This is a genomic window from Mycobacterium sp. UNC410CL29Cvi84 (genome assembly GCF_000686745.1).
GTDB classification, from domain to species: domain Bacteria; phylum Actinomycetota; class Actinomycetes; order Mycobacteriales; family Mycobacteriaceae; genus Mycobacterium; species Mycobacterium mucogenicum_B.
Map to the genome: position 1 here is coordinate 148,487 of NZ_KK366011.1, position 25,088 is coordinate 173,574.

Below are 25,088 nucleotides of genomic sequence, written 5' to 3' on the forward strand. Positions count from 1 at the left end.
TGGGTTACCAGATCGGTTTCCCCTGGTCGCTGGGTGTGGGCATCAACTTCAGCTACACCACGCCGAACATCCTGCTCGATGACGTGAACCCGTTCACGTTCCCGAACGTCGGTGGCGGCATCATCACGCCGAACCTGTTCCCGGGTGTGTCGATCTCGGCTGACCTGGGCAACGGTCCGGGTATCCAGGAAGTCGCGACGTTCTCGGTGGACGTGTCCGGCCCCGCCGGCGGTGTGGCGGTCTCGAACGCCCATGGCACCGTGACCGGCGCGGCCGGCGGCGTGCTGCTGCGGCCCTTCGCACGCCTGATCGCCAAGACGGGTGACTCGGTGACCACCTACGGCGAACCCTGGAACATGAATTAGGCCTGAAAAGGGTATGAGTAGGAGCGCGCAGCCCGTCTGCTGAGCGCCAACGACGTACTTTGGGGCGGCGTTGACAGACCGAATCGGTCAGTCAACGCCGCCCCGTCGTATTGCCGGGCATTGACAGTGAAGAGCAAGCCCGGGAGTGGGGAAATTGACGGCGTTCGGTCGTGTGTCGATGGCAGTGCTGGTCGTGGTCTCGTCGTTGTTCCTGGCAACGGGCACAGCGAGGGCCGGTGTGGACAATGAGCTGAGCCTGGTCGACGGCCAGGACCGCACGTTGACGGTGCAGCAGTGCGACACCTTTCTCAACGGGGTGTTTCCACTCGACCGTAACCGGCTGACGCGCGAGTGGTTCCACTCGGGCAAGGCCAGGTACAACTGCGCCGGCAAGGGTTGCGATGAGTTCGCCGGGGCGTTGGAGCTGGGCTACCAGATCGGGTTCCCGTGGTCGCTCGGTGTGGGTATCAACTTCAGCTACCAGACGCCGAACATCTTGCTGGACAACGTATCTCCGGCGACCCTGGCCGGTGTCGGGTGGGGCGGGATCATCACGCCGAACCTGTTCCCGGGCGTGACGATCTCCGCAGATCTGGGCAACGGTCCGGGGATTCAGGAAGTCGCGACCTTCTCGGTGAATGTGGCGGGTCCCTCGGGTGCCGTCGCGGTGTCGAACGCGCACGGCACCGTCACCGGTGCGGCCGGCGGCGTGCTGCTGCGGCCCTTCGCGCGGCTGGTCTCCGAGACCGGTGACTCGGTGACGACATACGGCGAACCCTGGAACATGAACTGACCCAAGCGAGTTCACACTGGCGCGTCGTAGCCCCCGGCCACCGGCCGGGGAGCAGCGTCGGAGCCGCTACTTCTTGTCGAGCAGATCGCGGATCTGCTTCAGCAGTTCCACTTCCTCCTTGATCGCCTCCTCCTTGGCGGCCCGGAACTTGCTGTACGGCAGCACGACCACGAAGTAGATGACGGCAGCGACCAGGACGAAGTTGATCGTCGCGCTCAGGACGGCGTTCCAGTCCATGTAGTTGTCGCCGAGTAGGTGGACGCGCAGGATCCCGTACGAGTGATCGCCGCCGGCGCCGATGCTGGAGATCAGCGGCTGGATCACCTGGTCGGTGAACGCCTTCACCAGCGTGGTGAACGCGGCACCGATGACCACCGCGACCGCCAGATCGACGATGTTCCCCTGCGCGAGGAAATCTTTGAAGCCCTTCAGCATGACTGCCCTCCCTGTGATACGGCTTGTACCCACGAACGGTAAGACTGACCTGAGCTTCGCGCAGTAGTCGGCGGCCTCACGATCGCAACAGATGCGATCCGGTGACGAAATCGAAATCGGCCGACGGGCAAATTTCCCGTCAGTGCAGGGTGACGGTGATGGCCCGGTGCAGAGCCGCCCCGGCGACGGCGTTGGCGCTGTGCCGCGGCAGGGCGACGAGTACGACGCGTTCGTCGGCACTCGTCGGTGATTTGCGGCGTTCGGACACCAGCACCACCCGGGCATCGGTGGCGACCAGCTCGGCCGACGATTGATCCGCTGCCGCGCCGGTGTTCTCCGGTCCGGCCAGGACGTCGACGACGTCGCCCGCGCGCAGCAGGTCCGGGAGCGCGGCGTCGGCCAGATGCAGTGGCACCATGCGCGCGTCGGGTCCGGCGGTCGCCACCGTGAGCCGGGAACCGAGTAGCCGGACATCGGTGATGACCTCGCCGCGTCGCGCGGGGGCGGCCAGAGTCGAGCCGACGGCGGCGCTCGATTCGCGCAGCGCGCCGTCGGGAATGCCTGGCGCGGAACGGGATTCGATGACGACGTCGTCGGCCGTCAAGGCCGAGCCGGGGGACAGGTCGTGCTTGGCCACGACGACGGCGACCTGTCCGTCCTCAGGGTCGGGGCGAAATTCGATGACGGCCGCGAGGACCACCAGCATTCCTGCGGCGACGCGGCGCGCGGCGGTGGTCCTGGCCCAATCGGGCCGCAGCTTCTGTGTCAGTCGGCCGAGCAACGGCGCGTCGAGCGAATCCCCCATGCCGTAACGGTAGGGATTCCGCGCGGGAAACACAGGCCGGAAGGCTTCCGGCCTGTGGATAACTCAGCTGGACGCGGCGGCGGCCGGTGCGGCCGACGTCGTGCTGCTCGACGAGGACGAGGAGGACGAGTCCGACGAGCTCGAGCTCGACTCGCTCTTGGCCGGTGCGGCTGCGGTGCTCGAGCTCTTCGAATCGCGGTTGTCGGTGCGGTAGAAGCCGCTGCCCTTGAAGACCACGCCGACGGAGCCGAACAGCTTGCGCAGCCGGCCGTGGCACTTGGGGCATTCGGTCAGCGCGTCATCGCTGAATGCCTGCACCGCGTCGAACCGGTTGTCGCACTCGGTACACGCGTAGGAATAGGTCGGCACGTAAACCTCCGAGGTCGTCAAACTTGTTAGCACTCTACCGGCTTAAGTGCCAAAACAGCTATTCGGTCCCGGGCATTCCCTGGCGGCACGCCCGCTGGCCTGGTGACAGGGGCAATCGCGTCCGGGGCGGCGGCGGGACACATAGCATTGTGCGCATGACTGGCAACATCACCAAGGGCGGCGGCTGCGACAACCCGGACTGCACCTGCGAGAACTGCAACTGTGGATCGGGCTGTACCTGCGGCAAGGACTGATTTTCTCCCGCAGTTTTAAATTCCCAGCGTGACGAGCCCGGCCCGTGGGGTCAGGGCATGCGTCATCGCGATGTCGTGCGGTTCGGCGGGTAGCGCCGGCAGCAGGTCGTCGTCGTACACCACCGCCACGAGCCGTGCGTCCGGCGCGGCCAACGACAGCGAACGGTCGTAGAAGCCGGCGCCGCGGCCGAGCCGCACGCCCGCGCGGTCGACCCCGAGCGCGGGCACCAGGATCACACCGGCCTGCCGGATCGCGTCGGGCGGCAGATGCGGCGTTGCCGGTTCGAGCAGCCCGTAGGACGCTTCCGTGAGGTGCCCGGAGCGGTACCAGCCCCAGCTCAGTGGGGCGTCGGGGCGGGTCACCGGCAACAGCACCCGGGCGCCGGCATCGACCAGGGCGTCCAGCATCGCGGGCGAGCCCGGTTCGGTGCCGATCGGCACATACGCGCACACCACGACGCCGGGGGACACCAATTCGGACGCCCATCGCGCAAGGGCTTCGGCGTCCGCCAGCCGCTGCTCTGGGGTCAGCGCGCGACGTCGTCGAAGGATTGTGCTGCGCAGCTCGCGCTTTCCGACCTCGGGGCTCACGGTTACCACCGTGACACATTTGCTCGCGTGGTGTTGTACACCTGTCCAGGTAATGGCCACTTCGACGTTGCCGCCGACCGCGCAAAGTCCAACCTTGGTAGGGCAGATCAAGGCATTGCCGTTATCGTGTGAACAATGACGACACAGACTTCAGTGCCGATGCCGCGCACCGCGGTGGTCCCGGCGGCTGGTCTGGGCACGCGTTTCCTGCCTGCCACCAAGACCGTGCCCAAGGAGTTGCTGCCGGTCGTCGACACCCCCGGTATCGAGCTCGTTGCTGCGGAAGCTGCCGACGCCGGCGGCGAGCGACTGGTCATCGTGACGTCGGAGGGTAAGGACGGCGTCGTTGCGCATTTCGTCGAGGACCTCATCCTCGAAGGAACCCTCGAGGCCCGCGGCAAGCACGTGATGCTCGAGAAGGTGCGGCGCGCGCCCGCCTTGATCAAGGTGGAGTCGGTCGTGCAGGCCGAGCCGCTGGGTCTGGGTCACGCCGTCAGCTGCGTCGAGCCGGTGCTGCTGCCCGACGAGGACGCCATCGCGGTCCTGCTGCCCGACGACCTGGTGCTGCCGACCGGTGTGCTGGAGACCATGGCGAAGGTGCGCGCCAAGCGCGGTGGCTCGGTGTTGTGTGCCATCGAGGTGCCCGAGGACGAGATCAGCGCCTACGGCGTCTTCGACGTCGAGACGGTGCCCGACGCCGCCAACCCGAATGTGCTGCGCGTCAAGGGCATGGTGGAGAAGCCGAAGGCCGAGGACGCCCCGTCGCCGTTTGCCGCGGCCGGCCGGTACATCTTGGACCGCGCCATTTTCGACGCGCTGCGGCGTGTGCAGAAGGGTGTCGGCGGCGAGATCCAGTTGACGGATGCCATCGCGCTCCTCATCGAGGACGGCCACCCCGTGCATGTGGTGGTGCACCGCGGGTCCCGACACGACCTGGGAAATCCGGGCGGCTACCTTAAAGCTGCGGTTGACTTTGCGTTGGAACGCGACGACTACGGCCCGGAATTGCGGCGTTGGTTGGTCGAGCGATTGGGTCTTGCCGAGCGCTGAGCGCCTGACACCGGCGGTACGGTTGGCCCGCACGTGCGCGAGCATGTGGTCAGCCACGGTGTACGACGTAGGCAGAAAGGCGAGCGGTGCGTTCGGTTGAGGACCAGCAGGCCCGGGTTGCGGCTGCGGCGGTGGCGCCGCGCCCGGTGCGGGTGGCGATAGCCGAAGCGCAGGGCCTGATGTGCGCCGAAGAGGTGGTCACCGAACGCCCGCTGCCCGGTTTCGATCAAGCCGCCATCGACGGCTACGCCGTGCGCAGCGTCGACGTGATGGGCGCGGATTCCGGCGGCGACGCCGACGTCACCCTGCCCGTGGTCTCGACCATCGCCGCCGGTGAACGCACTCCCACCCGACTGCAGCCGCGTCAGGCCGCACGGGTGCAGACCGGTGCGCCGATGCCCACACTGGCCGATGCCGTGCTGCCGCTGCGCTGGACCGACGGCGGCGATGCGCGGGTCCGAGTCCTGCGCGGTGTGCGGTCCGGTGCCTACGTCCGTCGTACCGGGGACGACGTGCAGCCCGGCGACGTTGCGGTGCGTGCCGGCACGATCATCGGGCCGGCCCAGGTCGGACTGCTTGCGGCGGTGGGCCGCGAACGCGTGCTGGTCCACCCGCGGCCCCGGCTGACGATCATCTCCGTCGGCGGTGAGCTCGTCGACATCTCCCGGACGCCCGGCAACGGCCAGGTCTATGACGTCAACTCCTACGCGCTGGCGGCTGCCGGCCGTGACGCCGGCGCCGAGGTGAACCGCGTCGGCATCGTGGATGCCGATCCCAAGACCCTGCGCGATGTGGTCGAGGGTCAGCTGAGCCGGTCGGAAGCCGTGGTGATCGCGGGCGCTGTCGGCGGCGCGGCGGCCGAGGGCGTGCGCGCGGTGCTCGCCGAGCTGGGGGAGATGGAGGTCGCGCGAATCGCGATGCATCCCGGATCGGTGCAGGGTTTCGGCACGCTCGGGCGCGACGGCGTCCCGGTCTTCCTGCTGCCGGCGAACCCGGTGAGTGCGCTGGTGGTCTTCGAGGTGATGGTCCGTCCGTTGATCCGGATGTCGCTGGGCAAGCGGCAGCCGATGCGGCGTGTGGTGCCCGCCCGGACGTTGTCGCCGATCTCATCGGTGGTGGGGCGCAAGGGATTTCTGCGCGGCCAGTTGATGCGTGATCAGGACACCGGCGAATATCTGGTGCAGGCGCTGGGCGGAGCGCCCGGCGCGTCGCATCTGCTGGCCACCCTTGCCGAGGCGAACTGCCTGGTGATCGTGCCCACCGAGGCAGAGCAGATTCGCACGGGCGAATCGGTCGATGTGGCCTTTCTTGCACAGCGCGGCTGATTCGTGAACCTGTTGCGTTCGAGTGCGATGCATCCGGGCTGGCCGCTGTCGGTCGGCCCGATCCGCGTGCAGGCCGGGGTGGTGCGGTTGCGTCCGGTGCGGTTGCGCGACGGTCCGGTGTGGAGCCGGATGCGGCTGACGGACCGCGCCCACCTGGAGCCTTGGGAGCCGGTCGGTGAGGTGGATTGGACTGCGCGCCATGCGGTTTCGTCATGGCCGGCGCTGTGCTCGGGCTTGCGGTCGGAGGCCCGGCGCGGGCGCATGCTGCCGTACGTCATCGAGTTGGACGGTGAGTTCTGCGGTCAACTGACCATCGGCAACGTGACGCACGGAGCGCTGCGGTCGGCGTGGATCGGCTACTGGGTGGCGCGTCAGTTCACCGGCGGCGGCATCGCGACGGCCGCGCTGGCGCTGGGCGTCGACCATGCCTTCGGTCCGGTCGGACTGCACCGGATCGAGGCGACCGTCCGCCCGGAGAATGGTCCGAGCCGGTCGGTGCTGGCGCGGGTGGGGTTCCGCGAGGAGGGCCTGCTGCAGCGGTATCTGGAAGTCGACGGGGCCTGGCGGGACCACCTGCTGGTTGCCGTGACCGTGGAGGAGATGACGCAGTCGGCGTCATCGGCGCTGGTCAGAGATGGTCGCGCCACCTGGGTCTGAGTGATTTGTGCACGATTTTCCGCGGCAGGCGCGGGAAATCGTGCACAAATCGCAAATAGGACTGTGTTGCAGATGTGACATCTGTGACTGATGTGCTTGTAAGTAGCGAATTACAGGTGTGTAATTGACCTTGGCGCGTCGGCTTCGGATGCGCTGGTCACGGACCTAATCTGATGGGGAAAGGAGCCGGCGACATGCCAAGCATCCCCCAATCCCTACTGTGGATATCCCTCGTCGTGTTGTGGTTGTTCGTGTTGGTGCCGATGTTGATCAGCAAGCGCGAGAACGTCCGCCGGACGAGCGATGTCGCATTGGCGACCCGCGTGCTCAACACGAACGGCAACAGCCGGCTGCGACGCCGCAGTGGACCTGCTGCGGGGCACTACAGCGACCCGCACTGGAAGCAGGACGACGACCTCAGCGCGTTCGAAGAGGACTTTGCGCGCAGTGATGCGACCACCGATTCGATCCCGGTCGCCGATCCCGAGGCTGATGCGCCGCGTTCGGTGGTGCTCGCCGACCAGGTCGTCGTCGAGGAATCGGAGTACCTCGACGTCGAGGTCGTCGAGATGGACTCCGGTGCGTTGCCGATCGGCGCCTCCGGGCGCATGAAAGCCGTTCCCGAGCCCGAAACCCACGAGCAGCCAACGCTTTTCGACGATGTTGCGACGCCCACCATGGCGATCCGGACCGTCTCCGAGGCCGACTTCGCGCCGGAGGAAGCGCTCACCGACGAGATCGCGGCGGCCGAGCCCGAGGCCGAGGCAGAGCCGACCACCGACGTGCACGAGGCGATCGCGGCTGACGAGGAGCCGGCCGAGGAAACGACCGAGCCCGCGGCCGAAGCCGAGGACGGCACCGACCACGACTACGAGTACGTCGACGACACCTCGGGCGTCGAGGCGGCATCCGAGGCCGAGCCGAAGCTGGCCGATTCGATGTCCAAGGCGCGCCGCGTCCGCTACGAATCGAAGGCAGCCGTCGCGGCCGCCGAACGCAAGTACCGCTTCCGCAGCCGCATGCTGTCCGGCATGGCGCTGGCGATCCTGTTCACCGGCATCGCCGCCTTCTCGCTGTCGTCGAGCCTGTGGTGGGTCTGCGGCACCGTCAGCGTCATCTCCGTGCTGTACCTGGCGTACCTGCGCCGGCAGACCCGTATCGAGGAGCAGCTGCGGCGCCGTCGTGCCCAGCGGATGATGCGGTCCCGGCATGGCGTGGAGAACACGCAGGACGAGGAGTTCGATGTCGTCCCTTCTAGGCTGCGGCGGCCAGGCGCCGTAGTGCTGGACATCGACGACGAGGATCCGATCTTCGAGCACCTGGAATATGCCCGGATGGCACGCGACTATGACCTGCCCCGAGCGGCGGGACAGTAACCGGTTTTCATGTGACGGACTGGTACTGGTAGCCTTTGCTTCCGGTACAAGGGGCTATAGCGCAGTTGGTAGCGCGTCTCGTTCGCATCGAGAAGGTCAGGGGTTCGATTCCCCTTAGCTCCACAGAGATTGAGCTGATCTGTCAGGTCAGTGCGAGCGCTCCGTCGGGGGAGCGTATGCGGCGGTCGGGGATTTCGAGGGGGAATCTGCGTGGTCGACGATCAAGCCGGCGCCGACGAGGCTGCGCTGAATCCACAGACGTCCCGTCGCCGGCTGGTTGGCGCGCTCATCGTCGCGGCGGTGGCTGCCGGCGTCGCCGTTGCCGGCACGCAGACACGCTGGTTCGGGCTCAGTCCGGATCCCCGCGAGACTGTCGCCATAGACCGCTGTGAGGGCGCCGTACGGCACGATTTGGCGGTTCCTGAGCAGGCCCACTTCGACGGCGTCAAGGCGCGGGTGGACAGCGTCACCGAAGATGACCACATTCGTCTCGGATTCGACGCCGCAAAAGTCGTTGCCATGTGGGGGGTATCGGGTTCGGTGACCTCGCCGGGACGGTCGGGCCAGCCGGCCACGATGGAGTTCACTTGTCGCGCAGCATTTTACGATGACCGACCGGTCGCTGCCGCTGTCAACTACGGGAGCGCGGACCTCCCCGGTCAGCTCGGGAAGCGCAGCTGACAGAGTCGACCGCGGGCACGCGATTGGCGTCGGGACCGGTCGAAAACCCGGGTAGTGTCGGTTATCGACAAGAATGCCCTTGGGGAAGGTTGTTCGTATGGCGGGGAACGCGGTAGCGGTCGATCTCGGCGAATTGGACCGGTTCATCGGCCAACTTGCGGCGTTCTCGGCCGAGATCGACGCGAAGGTCGACAGCCTGGAGAGCCACATCGGCAACCTGCACGCGCAATGGCATGGCACTGCAGCCGAGGCGCATGCGAAGGCTCACGCCGAATGGACGCAAGGCGCCCAATTGATGTCCGACGGTATACGTCGCCTCCGAGAGGCTTCAGCCGGCGCACACAGTGCATTCACCACGACAGTGCAAGCCAACAAGGCGTTGTTCTCATGAGTGGGGAGCTGCGCGTCAACCCGGCGGATTTGACACTGACGGCGCAGGCCGCCGATACCACTGCCGATGAGATGTTCGAGCGGTATCACGCGATGGCTGCCGAAGTTGTCGGTCTGCTCGACGGCAGGTGGAAAGGCGCGGCCGCTGATGCGTGCCGGTCCGCGTGGGACGAATGGAGTGACGGATTCCGCCTCGTTCTCATGGGTCTTCGTGATGAGGCCGACGCCTTGCGCGCCGGCGCCAGTGAGTACACGGCTGCCGACTCCCGCGGCGCGGCCGGTGTGTCGTCGGCCGGCCAGGCCATCTGACCTGCGGTGCTTCAGCGACTCGCCACAGCCGGCTGTGACAAACCGTTGAGCGAGGACAGTTCCCGACTGAATCCTGTTGCGGTGTCAGAGTCCGTCTGGGTGACGTTGTTGGCCGCCGAAACGATCTTGTTTCCATTGGCGGTCAAGTCGTCGATGAAGCTGTTCATCTGATTGTGCAGCTTGTTCGCATATTCAACGAGTCGAGGTCCAGCCGCAAATCCGGGGTTACCACTTGCCGCTGCTTCTTGTGAAGTGAAGTAATTGTTCGTTTGTGCCTTTGCCGTGCCGGCCAATTCACCGAGGCGCTGACCGCTTGCCTTCACTTCGCCGGGTTCGATGTTGATGTCGTCGCTCATCGCATTCCTTATGCTGCCGAGTGGTGGGGCTACCAGGTCCTCTTGGGCTGCACGATCTCGATCTTCTGCTGGCCGTACCCCTGCTCGAATTCGGGAAGGCGGCCATTGAGTGGGTAGTTTTTGGCTGAATCCGAGTGTTGCGTATACAGAACTTCGCCGTCCGGCAGGACTCCGGTCACCACGGCGGCGTGGTGTGTTTCACCGGCGTGGTGACCTTGGCCGTCCTGCGTCATCGTGTAGTAGACGACGTCGCCGGGTCTGGCTTGGTCGGGCGAGACGACTTGGCCGCCATGACCGAGGAAGAAGTCGCGATTGTTCTGTGCTGCTGCCCACGTCGGGGTGTGTGTCATGCCGGGAGGCAGAATGTCCTTGTGCCCCATGGTGCCGTCGCTCCAACCGTCGCGATCGAAATGGCGAGGCAGGAACCATGATTCCTTCTGCTTCATGCCGCCGCCGTAACTGAGCGAATCCGAGACGAAATTCGTGCAGTTGTCCGAGAACGAGTCGAGGTCGGCGTTGTTGTAATTCGCGATCGCGTATCGCACCGTACCGACGGAACTGTAGCCACGGTCCGGTCGGTCCATTTGCTTCTTGACATCGTCCGGAATGCCGTTCAAGTCATACAGTTCGACAGGACACGCGCGCTGGAGGTCATACTGCTCCTGCGGAGTGAGCTGATTCCACCATTGTTTGACTTCGTCCGGCGACAACCCATCCGGTAGCGTGTCTCGGATTTCTTCCAAGGCCTTCAATGTATTGCCGGCCTGGATTCCTTGCGCCTTGCCGACATCGCTCGGGTCGTTGTCATTACTGACATCGGATAGCGCACCCGCGCAGAGCCCGTCAGCTTGGGTGGCTGCTTCGACGGCATCGGCAATCAATCGGTGTGCTTCGGCCAATATCGCCGTTTTCGTTGCGAATTCGTCTTCTGACATCGACGGCGGTGCGGTGATGTCACCCGTTTCCGGATTGACGACGAACCCGGCGCCTTCTGCCATCCGCACGCCGTTTTCGAGTTCATTCTGGGCGATGGTGACGGCGTGGCTGAGCGTGTCCAGCGGATCGACGGTTGCCCTTGCGAGGATGGAAGCTGTTTCAGCACGGACCGCCAGTGCGGTCAGCGCGTCCTTTGCGAGTGCGCCGACATGATCCGGCCAATGTTCGTCGAGTGGTTGAACTCCGTTGCGGTGTATGTCCTGATTGACGCGCTCGCATTGAGAAGCGGCGCTGCGCATGTCATGGGCGGCTGTTGTCCACAGCGCAGGTTGCGCATGGCGCAATTGCGCAAAATTCACCATCGCTGATCCCACTTCCCCCAGTGCAGGCGGGACGAAGTCCACGCCTCAATCGATGCTAAGCCAGCCGGCGGGGCACTCCCGACGCCAAAAGCGCGCCGAACAATCGCGCGAGACGCTGACGGCGCCGCGAATCCGTTCTCTCACGACGAGACACATTCGTGCGCATGTTTCACCGAATTGTGCAGCTCCCAGAGGGGCGCGGGGCTGGGCGTGCACGCCAGTTCCGTTTCGGGCCTTGCAGTTTCGCTGCCGGACGTTGACCCCGCTTCCGGCAGTGCCGACCCTGAGAACCATGACCTCGGGAAAGGTGCGCCGAATCGTGAACTTTCGGCATCGGGCCGTCGGCGGCGCCACGACCATGTTCTCGCCGCTCATCGCGGCGGGACGGCTGAACGTGTCCGCGGCAATCGACGCCCGAAGGCGCGGGTATGACGGGTGGACCGGTGCGGTCAACACCGACTACGACCCGTTGGATCCTGTCGTCGCCGCACACCCCTATGCGGCCTACGACGCCTTACACCGCAGCGGTCGCGTCCACTACAACCCGCGGCGCGCGACCTGGATTCTGCACAGGCTCGACGATGTCCGCGCAGCCCTGCGCGACACCGATCAGGTGACGAGCAGTCATGGCGTGACCCGCGTGCGGATGGTCGCCGATCTCGTTGTGGTCACCGATGGCGAGCAGCACAGCCGCCTCAGAAAACAAGTCCAGCCGGCGTTCACCAAAGGCGCTCTGGACAGCTGGCGCAGCATCATCGGCCAGATGGCGGCCGAACTCGTCGACGACATGATCACTGCGGGCGAGTGCGATGCCGTACAGCGGCTGACGATCCCGATGCCGCTTCGGGTGATCGCCGCCATTCTCGGTGTGCCCGAAAGCGATATCGCCGACTTTCGCCGGTGGTCTGACGACGCCACCCAGATCATCAACTTCACTCCCACGGCCAAAGGCGTCGCGAACACAGCGCGGTCGCTGCGAGCCGCATTCGCGCTACGTCGCTATTTCATGCGCCATCTCGCGGACGGTCACCTCAAGGACTCGGATACCGTCCTGGGTCGCCTGGTGGCACACAGCACCGACGGCGCGTTGACCGACAGCCAGTTGTTCTACATCGCGATCCTGCTGCTGATCGCCGGGAACGAGACCACGACCAACCTTCTCGGCGGCATGCTGCACACCTACGCCCACGACCCCGAGCAATACCAGCGGATCTGCGCCGACCCCGGCCTCATCCCGCAGGCCATCGAAGAACACGTCCGGTACACCTGTCCCATTCAGAATCTCTACCGCTACACCCGCGCTGACTATCAGGTCGGCGATGTCACCATCCCTTCGGGCTCTCGTGTGCTGCTGTCATTCGGTGCGGCCAACCGCGACCCACTCGCCTTCGACGAGCCCAACAACTTCCGAGTGGACCGAAACCCCCGTTCTCACGTCGGTTTTGGCTACGGCCCGCACTTGTGCCTCGGAGCGCCGCTCGCACGCATGGAGGCGCAGGCCGTCCTTCGTGAACTGGTCGACCGCGTGTCCGGAATCTCGATGGCCGGGACGACGACATGGTCGACCAACAGCTCGCTGCGCGGTCCCACCCGCCTACCGGTCGTTCTCCACCCGAAGCGTGCGTCATGACCGGTGGACGCACGCGATCCGGACGGTGCGCACTGGCCGCGGGCTCGGCGCTCACCGTGTCCGGTATCGCGCACCTCGTGTGGCCGCAGGCATTCGAATCGGTCAACCGGATGGCCTTCGCCGACCACATCCAACGGCACGTGCTGATCAACGGCACCATCGAGGCCGGCCTGGGATTGTTGTTGCTGAAGGCCCGAACCCGTCGGGCCGCCGTGGTCGCCACAGCCGGCTATCTGACCTATTTCAACACCAGCCTGCTGTACCGGCAGAAGTTCGATTCGACTTAGCCTCAGGATATTTGGGTCGCTCCGGGCGTCGGCGATTCGCCGAGACCCAGTGTCAGCGAGGGGCCCGCAAACCGCTTCACCAATTCGTATTCGGTTTGCTTGTCCTTGAGCGGCCAGTACCACAGTGCGAACGTGATGCGGATCAGCCATTGTGCGGCCAGCGGATCATGGCGTCCGATCATCTCTTCGGCCAGTTTGGCGACGAGCGGTGATGCGGTGACGGCCCCGGCGTCGTGATCGGGCCGGATGTCTCCCATGATCAGCTTTCCCAACGGCTCGGCGCGCATACATTCCAACGCGACGGCAATGGCCGTGACGGTGCGTTCGGTGCCTTCCTTGCCCGCGATGGCCTGCCGGATGGAGCTGACGATACGGTCGGCGAAAAGCGCTATGAGGCGCTCGAGGATGGCCGCCTTTCCGCCGGCCCGGCGGTAGATGGTGGCGGGCGAACAATGCAGCTTTGCCGCCAGTGCATCGATCGTGAACGCTTCGAATCCGTTGCGCGAGACGAGTTCCGACGCGGCCGACAGGATGCGGTCCAGTGCCTCGGCGTTGCGGTCAGCTCCGAGTACCCAGTCCTGTCGTGACATATGGGCGAGTCTCCATCACGGCGGATACAAACGTGATCAGTTCTCGCAACTTCCGACGAATCCGACGTCTCGTCGCGCTTCTCCAGTGAGCGCTGAGGGAACTCCATACGATGGTCACTGTCGTGTCACTACCCGGACGAAGGAGCTTTCCCGTCATGAGTGAGAACGAACTGAGCAAGTCCCCGACACCCGATCCGGCTGAGGACAACGCCTTCTTTCCCTCGGCGTACTCGTTGAGTCAATACACCTCGGACAGAACCGATTTCGGTGGTGTCAAGCATGCTGGCGCCTATACCGGTGGACGGTGGAAAATCTTGATGATCGCCACCGACGAGCGGTATCTGCTGATGGACAACGGCACGATGTTCTCCACCGGCAACCACCCCGTGGAGATGCTGCTGCCGCTGCATCACCTGATGGCCGCGGGCTTCGACGTCGACGTCGCCACCATCACCGGAAACCCGGCGAAGCTGGAGCTGTGGGCGATGCCGGGCAAGGACGACGCCGTGCAGCAGACCTACGCCGACCTCAAGCCCAAACTCAAGGAGCCGCTGAGCCTTCGTGAGGTGATCGCCGACAGGCTCGGGCCCGATTCCGACTATCTGGCGGTATTCATCCCGGGTGGCCACGGCGCCGAGGTCGGTATCCCGTTCAGCCCCGAGGTCGGTCAGGTGCTCAACTGGGCACTCGAGAACGACAAGTTCGTCATCACGCTGTGTCACGGGCCTGCCAGCCTGCTGGCGGCCGCGATCGGCAAGACGGAGTCGCCGTTCAAGGGCTACAGCATCTGCGTTTTTCCCGATGTGCTCGACAAGGGGCCCAACAAGGAGATGGGCTACATCCCCGGCGGGCTGCGGCTCTTCATCGGGGAGGCGCTGGAGGGTCAGGGTCTCAAGGTTGTCAATGACCAGATGACCGGTCAGGTCCATCAGGACCGGCGCCTGCTCACCGGCGATAGTCCGTTGGCTTCGAACAACCTCGGTCTGCTCGCCGCGGACGCACTGACTGAAGCGGTGTCGGCGTAACGGCTGGTCGGTCGGCAGGCGTCAGGTCGGTGCGTGCTCGCGCAGTACCGCCAACCGTTCGCGGTACTCCGTCTCGGTGATGTCACCGTGTGCGTATCGCGCGGCGAGTATCTGTCGAGCGTCGGGTTCGGCAGGGCCGGAGTAGCCGAACCTCTGGTCGCCGGCGGCGACCCGGATCAACGCGACGATGCCGCCGAGCACCAGTGCCCAGAACAGGAACATCCCGATCGCCATGCCGGCGTACCCCCATCCGCCCATGTCGTCGCCGTACCAGAACATCATGATCTGCTGCTCCTTCCGCTGCTGTGGACCATTGTCCCGCCGCGGGGCAGCTCCCCGGTGGTGCCAAAAGGACAGCGATGGTGGGACTTTCGGCACCGGCGGCCGCCCCGGACGCGTTATCAGGCCATCGTCAGGGACAAGACGACTCCGAAAACCACGGCGGGCGGCGTCATCCCGGCCAGAAAGCGAAGTCCGAACCGGTGACCGCCGGCGGTGAACGCCAGCACGGTCTTCACGATCAGGTTTGAGCCCAGTGCGGCCGCGACCGCGAGCAGCGCGGTATCTACGGTGATATCGCCCTTGGCGGCCAGGCTGGCGGCGGCCACCGCCCCGGCATGCGCGTCGGCCAGGCCCGCGGCGAACGCGGCGAGTACGGTGCCGCCGGAGCCGAGCACATCAGCGCCCCACCGCCCGACAAGCAGTGCCAGGGTGAGTACCGCGGCGAGGATCAACGCCGGGCGCAGCGCGAAGGGACGGCTTGCGGCTTTCGCGCCGGTGTCCTGCTCTGCTGATGGGTTGCCCTCGGCGAGACCGGCTCCGCGGTAGACGACGGCGGCGATCACCACCAGCACGAGGGCGCCGGCAGCCACGGGCGGCCACAGGCGCTGGAGCACTTGGGCATCCACCACTGCGATCACGATGAGCAGTTGGACGAAGGTGGCCAGGCTGGCCAGCAGGGCGCTGGCCAGGGGCGCGCGCACGCTCGGTGTCGTGCGGCTGAGCCTCGCCATGGATGCCGTTGTCGCGGTCGCCGAGACGAACCCACCGGCGATGCCGGTGATCAGCAGTCCACGTTCGGGGCCGAGCGCTCGAACGCCGATGTAGCCCACCCATCCGATGCCGGTGAGCAGTACGACGAGGAGCCAGACCTTCTCTGGATTGAGGATGCCGTACGGTCCGAGACCACGATCCGGCAGCAGCGGCAGGATCACGAATGCGACGACCAGAAACTTGATGGCGTCTTCCAACTCGACCTCGGTCATGATGTCGCGGGCGAATCGGTGGATGCGGTTCTTCGAGACGAGCAGCCCTGCGACGACGACCGCGAGGGCCACCGCGAGTGCCGGCCGGGAGTAGGCAAGGGCGCCAAGGAGATACGCGACGAGCGCCGCCGTCGCGGTGGTGGTCCCGGGGTCTTCCGCACTGGTTCGGAAGTAGGCCAGCGCGATCAGCGCGCCGACGCCGAGAAATCCGACGACGATGACCCATTGGCCGAAATCCGCCGCGACCGCACCGGCCAAAGACAGCAGCGCGAACGAGCGCGAGCCGGCAGGCAGTTTGCGCGCGTGGCTACGTTCGCGCTCCAGGCCGAGCAGCAGCCCGATGGCGAGCGCTACGAGGAAGGGTTCGATCTGCTGCCAGCTCACGTCGGCTCCTCGGGTTAACGCGCCGACGGGAACTGTGGCGGGCGCTTCTCGCGCAATGCGGTGTAGCCCTCGACCACATCCGGCCCGAGGAACGTCAGCATCTCGTAGGCCGCGGACTGATCGAAGATCGGGCCGGCGTTGCGGAGCCAGTTGTTGAGCGCGCGCTTGGTCAACCGGATCGCCTGCTGGGCGCCGGTGGCCAGCACGTCGGCCACCCGGAGCGCCTCGTCCAGAACCTGTTCGCGGGGAAGGGCTTTGGCGACCATGCCGATACGCTCGGCCTCGACGCCGTCGATCATCTCGCCCGTCATGAGGTAGTACTTCGCCTTCGCGGTTCCGGCCAGCAACGGCCAGATGATCGCGGCGTGATCGCCCGCCGCCACCCCGAGCTTGACGTGGCCGTCGCCGATCCGGGCGTCCTCGGCGATGATCGCCACATCGGCCAGCAGCGCGGCCACGGCGCCCGCGCCGACCGCGACGCCGTTGATGGCCGACACGATCGGTTTGTCGCAATTGATCATGTTGTAGACCAGGTCGCCCATCTCGCCGAGCATGTGCGAGACGCGGTCGTAGTCGCCCGCCATGCGTTCGACCATCGCCAGATCCCCGCCGGCGCTGAATGCCTTTCCCGCGCCAGTGATCACGGCCACCCGGGTTTCCGGATCGGCTGCGACGTCCTTCCAGATGTTGGCCAGCTCGGCGTGCATGCCCTCGTCGGCGGCGTTGTACTTCTCCGGCCGGTTGAGGGTGATCAGCAGGACGCCGTTGTCACGGCGCGTCAGGGACAGCTGCTGGTAGTCGGTGAATGCCATCGCGCGAAGCCTTTCTGCCGCGTGCGGGTGCATGAAGCGCCGCGCCCGACGGCAACCCACGTTACGGTCTCCCGACCGTCACCGTGGTCAGCCCACGCGGACGGCGGCCTCGGGCGGCTGGGCGGCCCGGGACCAGGCCAGGGGATTGAGGCCGCGGTATGGGTCGCTTGCCCGGACTTCCTGCAGGTCCGCCAGGATCTGTTCCAGCGCTTGCTGAGTCGTCGCCTTGACCGTCTCCATCCAGCGGGCGTGGTCGGTCGTGCCGGACGGCGCCGTGGTGCTGATCGGCTCGCCGAACTCCAGGTACATGCGCTGCGGACGGGGGATCAGCGTCGGGCCGATGCCGCGAACCAGCGGCATCGCCATGTCGGACCGTCCGCCCAGCCGCTCGCCGATGGACTGGCTCAGCCGGCCGAGGGTGCTGTCGCGCTCGAAGAGGGGCTCGTAGACGTCGTCACTGCCGACCAGTCCGACCGGCACGATCGGATAGCCGCTCTCGATGGCCACTCGGGCGAAACCGCTTCGCCCGTCCCATTTCAGCTGGTACTCCTCGCCCTTGAACTTCGGCATCTCGCGTCCGCCGCCCGGGAAGACCAGCACGGTCTCGTTGTGCCGCATCAGTTCTCGCGCGGTGTCGGGATGGCCGACCACGCCGCCGTACGCGGCGACCAGATCACCGCCGAAGCCCTTGGCCTGTGCCAGGCCCCGCTCCGCGAGCGGGCGCACCTGCACGCCGAGCTCGCGGCGGGTGTAGTACGGCATCAGCAGAATCTCGGCGAAGCCGAACGCGGTGTGGTTGCCCACCAGCAGGAAACGGCCGTCGCGCGGCAGCCGGTCAAGGCCGGTGACGTACGGCCGATACAGGTCGATCAGTGGCTCGAGGGCATCGCCTGTGGCGTCCAACACATTTCGCAATGTGCGGACGCGTTGCGGCGGGTCCATGATGGCAGTGATCTCGTCGTCGGTGACGGTCGGCCGGCCCTGTGGCGGTCCGAATCCCATCGGTGCTCCCGTCGGTGTCGTGGTATTGACACCAAGGTACCGAGAGATTTAATAGATCAGCTAATAAAAATCTGTGAACTTCGTATGGCGGAGCGCTCCTTCGGTGTCGTGGCACCCCAGATGCCGTAGGGCTCGTTGGCTTCCATGGCGTGGCCGAGGCAATCGCGCAGTACCGGGCAGTGGTGGCAGATCTGTTTGGCGTGCTCTTCGTGGGCGACCCGCCGGGCGCCACGATCGTCGTCGCCGGTGTAGAAGACCTCGGCCGGCAGTCCGCGGCAACGGGCGTGCAACTGCCAGTCCCAGGCCGCGGTGGTGGCGGCACCCCGGCTGTGGGACCCGGGACGCGGCCGGTGCCGGGTGGTGCGAGACGGTGATACGAATGATTCTGGGTGGCAAGGGGATACCCGCGCCAAGGTCATCGACCGTACTTTCGGTTGAACTTCTCGACACGGCCCGCGGTGTCCAGGATCTGCCGCTTGCCGGTCCATACCGGGTGTGAGTCCGAGGTGACGTCGACGACGATCAGCGGGTACGTGCGGACGCCGTCGGCAGTCTGCCATTCGATGGTGCGCGAACTGGTGGCGGTGGATCGGGTCAGGAACGTGCGACCGGTGGTGGCGTCCTGGAAGACGACGGGGTGGTAGTCGGGGTGAATGCCGGCCTTCATGGAAACCCTCCGTCAACTAGATGAAAATTGTTTTCATTAAGACGTCGCCGACGATACCCGACGCCCGCAGCCTTGTCGAAAATCGTTTTCACTGATGCGGGGTGTCAACGGCCCCACGCGGCATGCCGTCCGCCGGTAACGTTTTCCCCGTGCCGGAATCGACCACAGATGAGCTCGCCTCGTTGGGGTTCTTCGCCAAGTGCCGTCGAGAGGACCTTGACCGGCTCGCACCCCTCCTGCGTCCGCTGACCGCCGAAGCCGGCGAGGTGCTGCTGACGCAGGGCGAGCCGGCGTCGTCGTTCATGCTGATCAGCTCCGGCAGTGTCCAGGTGACGCACACCGCGGCGGACGGCGAGCTCATCGTCCACCACATCGGTGCCGGCCTGATCGTCGGTGAGATCGCGCTCCTGCGGGGTGGTACCCGCAACGCGACCGTGCTCGTCACCGAACGGCTCACCGGATGGGTCGGCGGACACGACGCCCTGCTCGCCATGCTCGACGTGCCCTGTATGGCAGAGCGCCTCGTGCGGACCGCCCGGCAGCGGCTCGCCGAGTTCATCACGCCGCTGCCGGTGACGCTGCGCGACGGCAGCCGCATGTACCTGCGGCCCGTGTTGCCGGGCGACAACCCGCGCGTGCGCAAGGGGCCGGTCCATTTCTCGACCGAGACCATCTACCGCAGATTCCAGACCGCGTACGAACCCAGCCCGGCGTTGATGGCCTATCTGTTCGAGGTCGACTACGTGGACCATTTCGTGTGGGTGCTCACCGACGGCGCCGACGGACCCGACGGGCCCATGGTCGCGGACGCCAGATTCGTTCGGCTGCACGAGAATCCGACGGTGGCCGAGGTGGCTTTCATGGTGGGCGACGATTACCAGGGCAAGGGCATCGGCACCTTTCTGATGGATGCGCTGGTGCCGGCTGCCCGAGGCTCGGGCATCGAGCGGTTCGCCGCGCGGGTGCTGTCCGACAACTTTCCGATGCGCAAGATTCTCGAGCACTACGGCGCCACCTGGGAGCGCGACGACCGCAACATGATCGTCACTGAGTTCGATGTGCCGGCGCCGAAGCAATTGGCGTTGTCGCACAAGCAGTATCGCGACATCTACACACTGGCGCAGCACGTGATCAAGGCGGTCGGCTGATGACGGACTCGCTGTACACCCGGCGCCCACTGCTGAACAAGGACACCTCGGTGTGCATCTCGCTGGCCGCCCGGCCCAGCAACATCGGCACGCGCTTCCACAACTACCTCTACAACGAACTGGGCCTGGATTTCGTCTACAAGGCCTTCACCACGACCGACATCGCCGCGGCGATCGGCGGCGTCCGGGCCCTGGGCATCCGCGGCTGTTCGGTGTCCATGCCGTTCAAAGAGGACGTCATCGCCCTGATCGACGAGCTGGAAGAGTCGGCGCGCGTGATCAATTCGGTGAACACGATCGTCAACGACGCGGGCCGGCTCACGGCCTGCAACACCGACTACCTGGCCATCGCCCGGCTCATCGACGAGCACGGCCTGGATCCCGCCGCGTCGCTGCAGATCCGCGGCAGCGGCGGCATGGCCAGCGCGGTGGCGGCGGCGTTCCGGGACAAGGGATTCGAGGCGGGCACCATCGTGGCCCGCAACGCGGAGACCGGCGGGCGGCTGGCCGACCGGCTGGGGTACCGCTACGCGGCGGACGCGTCAGCCGACGCGGACATCATCGTCAACGTCACCCCGATCGGGATGGTGGGTGGCGCCGAAGCCGACGACCTGTCGTTCACGCCCGAAGTTATTGCCAAGGCGCACACCGTGTTCGACGTGGTGGCCCTGCCGTCGGAGACCCCGCTGGTGCGTGCGGCGCGCGCAGCCGGGATCCCGGTGATCACCGGCGCCGAGGTCATCGCCCTGCAGGCCGCAGAACAGTTCGAGCGGTACACCGGGGTGCGGCCGACCGCCGACCAGGTCGCCGCGGCATCGGCGTTCTCCCGCGCCTGACGTCAGGCAGTTCAGGGCACGGTGATCTTCATCGTCTTGTCGATCGACGACGTCGCGTCCATCAGCGGCCCGATCGTCTCCTTGGTGCCGCTGGCGTTGATCTGCAGCACGATCACACCGTCCTTGGTCGGGATGGCCGCCGTCTTCTGGGCCATCAGCCGGTCCTTGCCGTCCTGGTTGTACATGCCGCCGACCTGACACGCCTTGAAGCCGGCGAGCATGGCCTCGCAGTTGGTGCCGGCGTCCTGCCAGTTGTGCAGGTTCTGCAGCTCGCCGGGTGCGTATTGCAGCACCTCGTCGGCATTGGCGCCGGGCAACTTCGAGATCAGCACGATGATGGTCGGCGGGTCGGCCTTCATCGCCGGGTCGTCGAATTTGCTTGCGCTCCAAGCCCATTTCGGCGTCAGCGGACCGGCATCCACCCAGCCCTGGGGGAGCGGCATGGTCAGTGTCGGGGCGCCGGGATCGCCGGGATGCAGCTGCTGCTCGGTGATGTTCTTCTCGTGCAGGTAGTCCCGGATGGTCTTCTTCGGAACCGCCGGTGCGCTCGGTGCCGCAGAAGTCGGAGCTGCCGCCGCGCTGCTGCTCGAGGCACTGCTGGACGTCGACGACGGCGCCGGCTTCGAGTCCGAGTTGCAGGCACTCGCGCCCAGCGCAGTCACAGTCACGGCCAGCGCGACGCCGGCAACCCTCATCGGCAACATTTCCGTCTCCTGTCGTCGGTTGCAGACTACGGGGCGGACGAAGCCGGTGGCACAAGCTTCCGGTGCAACGCCGTGTCCGCAAAAGTCGCATCGGCGTGGCGCCGGACATCGGCCGGGGTCGGTGCGTTCGCCGTGCTATCAACAGCAAATGCGCGCACTCGCGTGGTCGGCGGCGGTTCTGCTGTGTGCCGCGTGCGGGTCGACGACCCCGCCCACGCGGCCGACCACCCCGGCGGCCGCGAAACCCGCCGACCCGGCGGCGATCGGCCGGATGCGCCAACACCTGCCCGGGGACCTGCAGGGCTACGAGTTCGGTGCGTTGCCGGCACCCGCCGCGCCGACGACCTTCTGGGGCATGTCCGCCGGGTCGGCTGCCAACCCGGCGGACTGCGCGGCGCTGGTGGCCGCACCGGCCGACGGCGTTCGCGGCTGGTCGGCATCGGGACCCGGCGGCATCGTGTACGTGACTGCGGCGCCGGCCGTCGCCCCGGCGCCCGAGCTCGTCGGCGACTGCCACGCCTGGACATTGAGCACCGGCCGTGCGCGCGGGGCCGTCGACGTCGTCGACGCGCCCAAGGTCGACGACGCCCGCACGCTGGGCCTCACGGCGCACATCACCACCAGCGTCGAGAACGGGGCGCAAACCCATTCGCAGGCAACGACTCTGATCGCGTACGTCGACACGCTGGCGGTTTCGGTCACCATGGTGACCGACCCGGGGGCCGTCGCGCCGCCGTTGCCCGGCGAGCTCCCGGCGACGTTGTTGGACGCGGCGGTGCGGTCGGTGCGGGGCATCCCGGCCGACGACGGGTTGGCCCGGTAGATTCGCCACAATGCGCAGAACGGTGCTCGCGGTGCTCTCCGCCGGTCTGGTGGCGGCATGCACGTCCCACTCCCAGGTGGTGGTCGCTGACCCCGACATCACCAAAATCCTTGATCTGAAGGGCACTTTCGGGCCGGACTACCAGGTCAAGACGGTCGCGCCGACAGGCATCGACCCGCGCGCGTTCGCCCCGCAGACGCTGCCGCCGGGCCTGAAATTCGAGCCGCCCGACTGCGCGAAATTCGCCTCCGGCATGGCCGTCTCCCCAGGTGCCAAGGGCAACATGACTGCCGTCACCGCCGAAGGGCAGGGCAACCGGTTCGTCATCCTGGCGGTGGAGACCTCCGAGCCGATCGCGCCGGCCGATCCGGGTGACGGCTGCAAGAAGGTCGCGTTCTCCGGCGCCGGGGTACGGGGCCTGGTCGAAGAGGTGCCGGCGCCGCCCATCGATCAGGTGAAGACGCTGGGCACCCACCGCATTCTCGAGACGGTGGCGGGCGGCAAACCCGCTGCCGGTCAGCTGTACAACTACGTCGCCGGTTTCGGCAGGTTCCTGGTGATCGTCACCGCCAACTCGCTCGTCGTCCCGGACAAGCCTGTCGTGCCGGTGAATACGCAGAAGGCGACGGAGCTGTTGACCAAGTCGGTCGCCACGGTCCGCGGGCAGTAACTACCGCACGTTCCGCGGCCGGAACTGGATGCTGATGCGCGGCCCGGTGGGACGGGCGGTCTTGGGCACCGCGTGCTCCCAGGTGCGCTGGCAGGACCCGCCCATCACCAGCAGGTCGCCGTGGACCTGTGGCAGCCGGACACTGGTGCGCTTGCCGTCGGCGCCCGCGTTGCGCGGGCGCAGCGCGAAAACCCTTGTCGCGCCGAGACTCAGTACCGCGACCATGGTGTCCTCGGTGCGGCTGCGGCCGATGGTGTCGCCGTGCCAGGCCACGCTGTCGTTGCCGTCGCGGTACAGGCACAGTCCCACGCTGGTGAACGGCTCGCCGAGTTCGTGGGCGTAGGCGTCGTTGAGCCGCACCCGCAGCCGCGCCAGCCCGGGATGCGGCGCCCGTTCCTGTGCGAGGTCGTGGAAGCTGACCAGACGCGGTACGTCGAGAACCTTGTCGTACATCTGGCGTTGCTCGGCGCGCCAGGGGATGGCGGTCAGCAGCTCGTCGAAAAGTGTGTCGGCGCCCGTCAGCCAGCCGGCGCGGACGTCGACCCAGGCGCCGTCGCCGAGCCAGCGCCGTTCGGCATGGTCGAACAGCGAACCCTGAACCGCCAAGGACACCCCGCGATCCTATCGCACAGGCGTTCGATGCGCCCTAGCGCCACGAGGGCAGCACGATCTCCATGTTCCAGGTGGACGGGGAGATCGGCAGACCCGTCAGGATCGGGTACATCCAGGCGAAGTTGGTGATCACCAACGCCACGTAGAAGCACACGACCAGCAGCCCGAGTGTTCGTCGTTCCGGTTCCGTCGATCTCGGATACAGGATGTCGCCGAGGATCAGCGTGATCAGGATGATCAGGAACGGCGCCATGGGCGTCGCGTAGAAGAAGTACATCTGCCGGTCGATATCGGCGAACCACGGCAGGTATCCCGCGGCGTAGCCGGTGAGCGCGGCGGCGTACCGCCAGTCGCGTTTGACGAACGTCCGCCACACCGCCCAGCCGAGCACCGGCACGGCGATGAACCACATCGCCGGCGTGCCGGCCAGCATGACGGCCTTGACGCACGACTGCGCACCGCAGCCCGGCACATTGTTGTTGTCGATGGCGTACAGCACCGGCCGCAGCGACATCGGCCACGTCCACGGCTTGGATTCCCACGGGTGGTGATTGCCCGCGGCGTTGGTCAGCCCGGAATGGAAGCGGTAGACGTCGTGCGTGTAGTACCAGAGCGAGCGCAGCGTCGCGAACGGTCCGTCGCCGATGTTCCGGCCTTCCATGTGCCGGTCGATCGCGGTCTCCGACGCGAACCACGGCGCGTACGACGCCAGGTACACGCCGACCGGGATCAGCGTCAACGCCCACATCCCGGGCGCGACGTCGCGGCGCAGCGTCCCCAGCCAGGGTCGCTGCACGCGGTACGCGCGCCGCGCCGCGACGTCGAACGCGACCGTCAGCAGGCCGAAGAACACCATGTAATAGAGGCCCGACCACTTCACCGCCAGGGCGAGCCCCAGCAGCACGCCCGCGCCGAACCGCCACCACCGCACGCCGAGCCGCGGGCCCCACGGCGTCTCGTTGATCCGGCCTTCGGTCATCGCGACGTGCATCCGGGCGCGCACCTGGTCGCGGTCGACGATGAGCGCGCCGAACGCCGCCACGATGAACACGGCCTGATAGACGTCGAGCAGCGCCGTGCGGGCCGAGACGAAGCTGACGCCGTCGGCGATGATCAGCAGCCCGGCGATACCGCCCAGCAGCGTCGAGCGCGTCATGCGCCGCACGATCCGCGCCACCAGCAGCACCAGGATGACGCCGCACACCGCGCCGGAGAACCGCCAGCCGACGCCGTTGTACCCGAAGATCCATTCGCCGATGGCCATCAGCTGTTTGGCGACGGGCGGGTGCACGACCAGGCCGTAGCCGGGGTTGTCCTCGACGCCGTTGTTGTGCAGCACCTGCCAGGCCTGCGGCGCGTAGTGCTTCTCATCGAAGATCGGGGTGCCCGCGTCGGTCGGCGAGCCGAGGTTCAGGAACCGGGTGATGACGGCCAGCGCGGTGATCACCGCGGTCATGGTCCAGCCGCGCAGCCGGTCGGTAGGGCCGAAATCGGCGGCAGGCGTCAGCGGCGCCGGACTGATCACGGGGACCTCGCGCTCGGCGTCGGCGGCGTCGAGGGCGGGGGCGGTCACGTCAGC

At 66.6% G+C, this 25,088-nt stretch carries 32 protein-coding genes and 1 tRNA gene; 17 read left to right on the forward strand and 16 right to left on the reverse strand.

Features of this window, described 5'->3' with window-relative positions; genetic code table 11:
* Both BR47_RS31675 and mspA read left to right on the forward strand, forming a co-directional pair.
* Window positions 1–365: MspA family porin (locus BR47_RS31675; RefSeq protein WP_020099052.1), on the forward strand; the 365-nt coding region annotated here is incomplete at its 5' end.
* A 154-nt stretch (window positions 366–519) separates the two neighbouring features.
* Window positions 520–1,158: a porin MspA gene (gene mspA, locus BR47_RS0127640; protein WP_029121460.1), complete on the forward strand. Its 639-nt coding sequence runs from the start codon at window positions 520–522 to the stop codon at window positions 1,156–1,158.
* Window positions 1,159–1,224: 66 nt separating this feature from the next.
* On the opposite strand, the gene mscL is transcribed toward mspA, so the two are convergent.
* The 4 genes from mscL to BR47_RS0127660 all read right to left on the reverse strand — a co-directional run bounded on the left by mscL (window position 1,225) and on the right by BR47_RS0127660 (window position 3,612).
* Entirely contained in the window at window positions 1,225–1,593 is a 369-nt protein-coding gene (mscL, locus tag BR47_RS0127645; protein ID WP_020099054.1) for a large-conductance mechanosensitive channel protein MscL, read from the reverse strand.
* A 139-nt stretch (window positions 1,594–1,732) separates the two neighbouring features.
* Window positions 1,733–2,398: an SAF domain-containing protein gene (locus tag BR47_RS0127650; RefSeq protein WP_029121461.1), complete on the reverse strand. Its 666-nt coding sequence runs from the start codon at window positions 2,396–2,398 to the stop codon at window positions 1,733–1,735.
* Between the two features lie 63 nt (window positions 2,399–2,461).
* Window positions 2,462–2,767, reverse strand: a complete 306-nt coding sequence (locus BR47_RS0127655) for an FmdB family zinc ribbon protein (protein WP_020099056.1) — start codon at window positions 2,765–2,767, stop codon at window positions 2,462–2,464.
* Between the two features lie 269 nt (window positions 2,768–3,036).
* Window positions 3,037–3,612 (reverse strand): 5-formyltetrahydrofolate cyclo-ligase, encoded by a 576-nt coding sequence (locus BR47_RS0127660; RefSeq protein WP_020099057.1) that lies wholly within the window; start codon window positions 3,610–3,612, stop codon window positions 3,037–3,039.
* Window positions 3,613–3,771: 159 nt separating this feature from the next.
* Here BR47_RS0127660 and BR47_RS0127665 point away from each other — a divergent pair, with 159 nt between their 5' ends.
* The 8 genes from BR47_RS0127665 (at window position 3,772) to BR47_RS31680 (ending at window position 9,400) form a co-directional block, all read left to right on the forward strand.
* Window positions 3,772–4,662, forward strand: a complete 891-nt coding sequence (locus tag BR47_RS0127665; RefSeq protein WP_020099058.1) for a UTP--glucose-1-phosphate uridylyltransferase — start codon at window positions 3,772–3,774, stop codon at window positions 4,660–4,662.
* Between the two features lie 86 nt (window positions 4,663–4,748).
* On the forward strand, window positions 4,749–5,987 hold the full coding sequence (glp, locus tag BR47_RS0127670) for a molybdotransferase-like divisome protein Glp (protein WP_029104682.1): 1,239 nt from the start codon (window positions 4,749–4,751) through the stop codon (window positions 5,985–5,987).
* A gap of 3 nt (window positions 5,988–5,990) precedes the next feature.
* The gene (locus BR47_RS0127675; protein WP_029121462.1) at window positions 5,991–6,644 is read left to right on the forward strand and encodes a GNAT family N-acetyltransferase; all 654 of its coding nucleotides are present in this window, start codon (window positions 5,991–5,993) and stop codon (window positions 6,642–6,644) included.
* Window positions 6,645–6,838: 194 nt separating this feature from the next.
* Window positions 6,839–8,020: a divisome protein SepX/GlpR gene (sepX, locus tag BR47_RS0127680; RefSeq protein WP_029121463.1), complete on the forward strand. Its 1,182-nt coding sequence runs from the start codon at window positions 6,839–6,841 to the stop codon at window positions 8,018–8,020.
* Between the two features lie 50 nt (window positions 8,021–8,070).
* Window positions 8,071–8,143 (forward strand) — tRNA-Ala (locus BR47_RS0127685).
* Window positions 8,144–8,230: 87 nt separating this feature from the next.
* Complete coding sequence (locus tag BR47_RS0127690) at window positions 8,231–8,701, forward strand: hypothetical protein (RefSeq protein WP_029121464.1); 471 nt, start codon at window positions 8,231–8,233, stop codon at window positions 8,699–8,701.
* Window positions 8,702–8,798: 97 nt separating this feature from the next.
* The gene (locus BR47_RS0127695) at window positions 8,799–9,092 is read left to right on the forward strand and encodes a WXG100 family type VII secretion target (RefSeq protein ID WP_020099063.1); all 294 of its coding nucleotides are present in this window, start codon (window positions 8,799–8,801) and stop codon (window positions 9,090–9,092) included.
* Window positions 9,089–9,400: a WXG100 family type VII secretion target gene (locus BR47_RS31680; RefSeq protein ID WP_036427929.1), complete on the forward strand. Its 312-nt coding sequence runs from the start codon at window positions 9,089–9,091 to the stop codon at window positions 9,398–9,400. Before BR47_RS0127695 ends, BR47_RS31680 begins: the two co-directional genes overlap by 4 nt.
* An 11-nt stretch (window positions 9,401–9,411) precedes the next feature.
* Here the strand turns inward: BR47_RS31680 and BR47_RS0127705 are convergent, their stop codons facing one another.
* Window positions 9,412–9,756 (reverse strand): hypothetical protein, encoded by a 345-nt coding sequence (locus BR47_RS0127705; RefSeq protein ID WP_020099065.1) that lies wholly within the window; start codon window positions 9,754–9,756, stop codon window positions 9,412–9,414.
* A gap of 29 nt (window positions 9,757–9,785) precedes the next feature.
* Window positions 9,786–11,096 carry an amidase domain-containing protein gene (locus BR47_RS0127710; RefSeq protein ID WP_231506796.1) on the reverse strand — a complete coding sequence of 437 codons (1,311 nt, stop codon included), beginning with the start codon at window positions 11,094–11,096 and terminating at the stop codon, window positions 9,786–9,788.
* Between the two features lie 316 nt (window positions 11,097–11,412).
* Between BR47_RS0127710 and BR47_RS0127715 the strand changes: the two genes are divergently transcribed.
* Together BR47_RS0127715 and BR47_RS0127720 are read left to right on the forward strand one after the other, a co-directional pair.
* On the forward strand, window positions 11,413–12,684 hold the full coding sequence (locus tag BR47_RS0127715) for a cytochrome P450 (RefSeq protein WP_036428033.1): 1,272 nt from the start codon (window positions 11,413–11,415) through the stop codon (window positions 12,682–12,684).
* A complete protein-coding gene (locus tag BR47_RS0127720; protein ID WP_029121467.1) occupies window positions 12,681–12,971 on the forward strand; it encodes a DoxX-related protein in 291 nt (96 codons plus the stop codon). Before BR47_RS0127715 ends, BR47_RS0127720 begins: the two co-directional genes overlap by 4 nt.
* A gap of 2 nt (window positions 12,972–12,973) precedes the next feature.
* Here BR47_RS0127720 and BR47_RS0127725 read toward each other — a convergent pair whose 3' ends face one another.
* Window positions 12,974–13,561: a TetR/AcrR family transcriptional regulator gene (locus BR47_RS0127725; protein WP_029121468.1), complete on the reverse strand. Its 588-nt coding sequence runs from the start codon at window positions 13,559–13,561 to the stop codon at window positions 12,974–12,976.
* Between the two features lie 155 nt (window positions 13,562–13,716).
* On the opposite strand from BR47_RS0127725, the gene hchA reads away from it, so the two are divergent.
* Window positions 13,717–14,586 (forward strand): glyoxalase III HchA, encoded by an 870-nt coding sequence (hchA, locus tag BR47_RS0127730; protein WP_029121469.1) that lies wholly within the window; start codon window positions 13,717–13,719, stop codon window positions 14,584–14,586.
* Window positions 14,587–14,607: 21 nt separating this feature from the next.
* Here hchA and BR47_RS0127735 read toward each other — a convergent pair whose 3' ends face one another.
* The 6 genes from BR47_RS0127735 to BR47_RS0127755 form a co-directional block, all read right to left on the reverse strand.
* Window positions 14,608–14,868, reverse strand: coding sequence for an SHOCT domain-containing protein (locus BR47_RS0127735; protein ID WP_029121470.1), 261 nt, complete (start codon window positions 14,866–14,868; stop codon window positions 14,608–14,610).
* Between the two features lie 119 nt (window positions 14,869–14,987).
* The gene (locus tag BR47_RS0127740; RefSeq protein WP_029121471.1) at window positions 14,988–16,235 is read right to left on the reverse strand and encodes an MgtC/SapB family protein; all 1,248 of its coding nucleotides are present in this window, start codon (window positions 16,233–16,235) and stop codon (window positions 14,988–14,990) included.
* A 14-nt stretch (window positions 16,236–16,249) separates the two neighbouring features.
* Window positions 16,250–17,047, reverse strand: a complete 798-nt coding sequence (locus BR47_RS0127745; protein ID WP_029121472.1) for an enoyl-CoA hydratase/isomerase family protein — start codon at window positions 17,045–17,047, stop codon at window positions 16,250–16,252.
* An 87-nt stretch (window positions 17,048–17,134) separates the two neighbouring features.
* Window positions 17,135–18,049: a lysophospholipid acyltransferase family protein gene (locus BR47_RS0127750; protein WP_051635053.1), complete on the reverse strand. Its 915-nt coding sequence runs from the start codon at window positions 18,047–18,049 to the stop codon at window positions 17,135–17,137.
* Between the two features lie 56 nt (window positions 18,050–18,105).
* On the reverse strand, window positions 18,106–18,537 hold the full coding sequence (locus tag BR47_RS33375; protein WP_353583008.1) for a WhiB family transcriptional regulator: 432 nt from the start codon (window positions 18,535–18,537) through the stop codon (window positions 18,106–18,108).
* Window positions 18,465–18,716 (reverse strand): type B 50S ribosomal protein L31, encoded by a 252-nt coding sequence (locus BR47_RS0127755; protein WP_029121474.1) that lies wholly within the window; start codon window positions 18,714–18,716, stop codon window positions 18,465–18,467. The genes BR47_RS33375 and BR47_RS0127755 overlap by 73 nt, the downstream gene beginning before the upstream one ends.
* A 122-nt stretch (window positions 18,717–18,838) precedes the next feature.
* Here BR47_RS0127755 and pat point away from each other — a divergent pair, with 122 nt between their 5' ends.
* The gene (gene pat, locus BR47_RS0127760; RefSeq protein ID WP_020099077.1) at window positions 18,839–19,864 is read left to right on the forward strand and encodes an acetyltransferase Pat; all 1,026 of its coding nucleotides are present in this window, start codon (window positions 18,839–18,841) and stop codon (window positions 19,862–19,864) included.
* The gene (locus tag BR47_RS0127765) at window positions 19,864–20,700 is read left to right on the forward strand and encodes a shikimate 5-dehydrogenase (RefSeq protein WP_029121475.1); all 837 of its coding nucleotides are present in this window, start codon (window positions 19,864–19,866) and stop codon (window positions 20,698–20,700) included. The genes pat and BR47_RS0127765 overlap by 1 nt, the downstream gene beginning before the upstream one ends.
* An 11-nt stretch (window positions 20,701–20,711) precedes the next feature.
* Here the strand turns inward: BR47_RS0127765 and BR47_RS0127770 are convergent, their stop codons facing one another.
* Window positions 20,712–21,404 carry an LpqN/LpqT family lipoprotein gene (locus tag BR47_RS0127770; protein WP_020099079.1) on the reverse strand — a complete coding sequence of 231 codons (693 nt, stop codon included), beginning with the start codon at window positions 21,402–21,404 and terminating at the stop codon, window positions 20,712–20,714.
* Window positions 21,405–21,552: 148 nt separating this feature from the next.
* Here BR47_RS0127770 and BR47_RS0127775 point away from each other — a divergent pair, with 148 nt between their 5' ends.
* Entirely contained in the window at window positions 21,553–22,227 is a 675-nt protein-coding gene (locus tag BR47_RS0127775) for a DUF5642 family protein (RefSeq protein ID WP_029121476.1), read from the forward strand.
* 10 nt (window positions 22,228–22,237) lie between these two features.
* Entirely contained in the window at window positions 22,238–22,897 is a 660-nt protein-coding gene (locus BR47_RS0127780; RefSeq protein WP_029121477.1) for a DUF5642 family protein, read from the forward strand.
* Here the strand turns inward: BR47_RS0127780 and BR47_RS0127785 are convergent, their stop codons facing one another.
* Entirely contained in the window at window positions 22,898–23,509 is a 612-nt protein-coding gene (locus tag BR47_RS0127785; protein WP_020099082.1) for an alpha-ketoglutarate-dependent dioxygenase AlkB, read from the reverse strand.
* Window positions 23,510–23,543: 34 nt separating this feature from the next.
* Entirely contained in the window at window positions 23,544–25,082 is a 1,539-nt protein-coding gene (locus BR47_RS0127790) for a dolichyl-phosphate-mannose--protein mannosyltransferase (protein WP_020099083.1), read from the reverse strand.
* Window positions 25,083–25,088 lie beyond the last annotated feature (6 nt).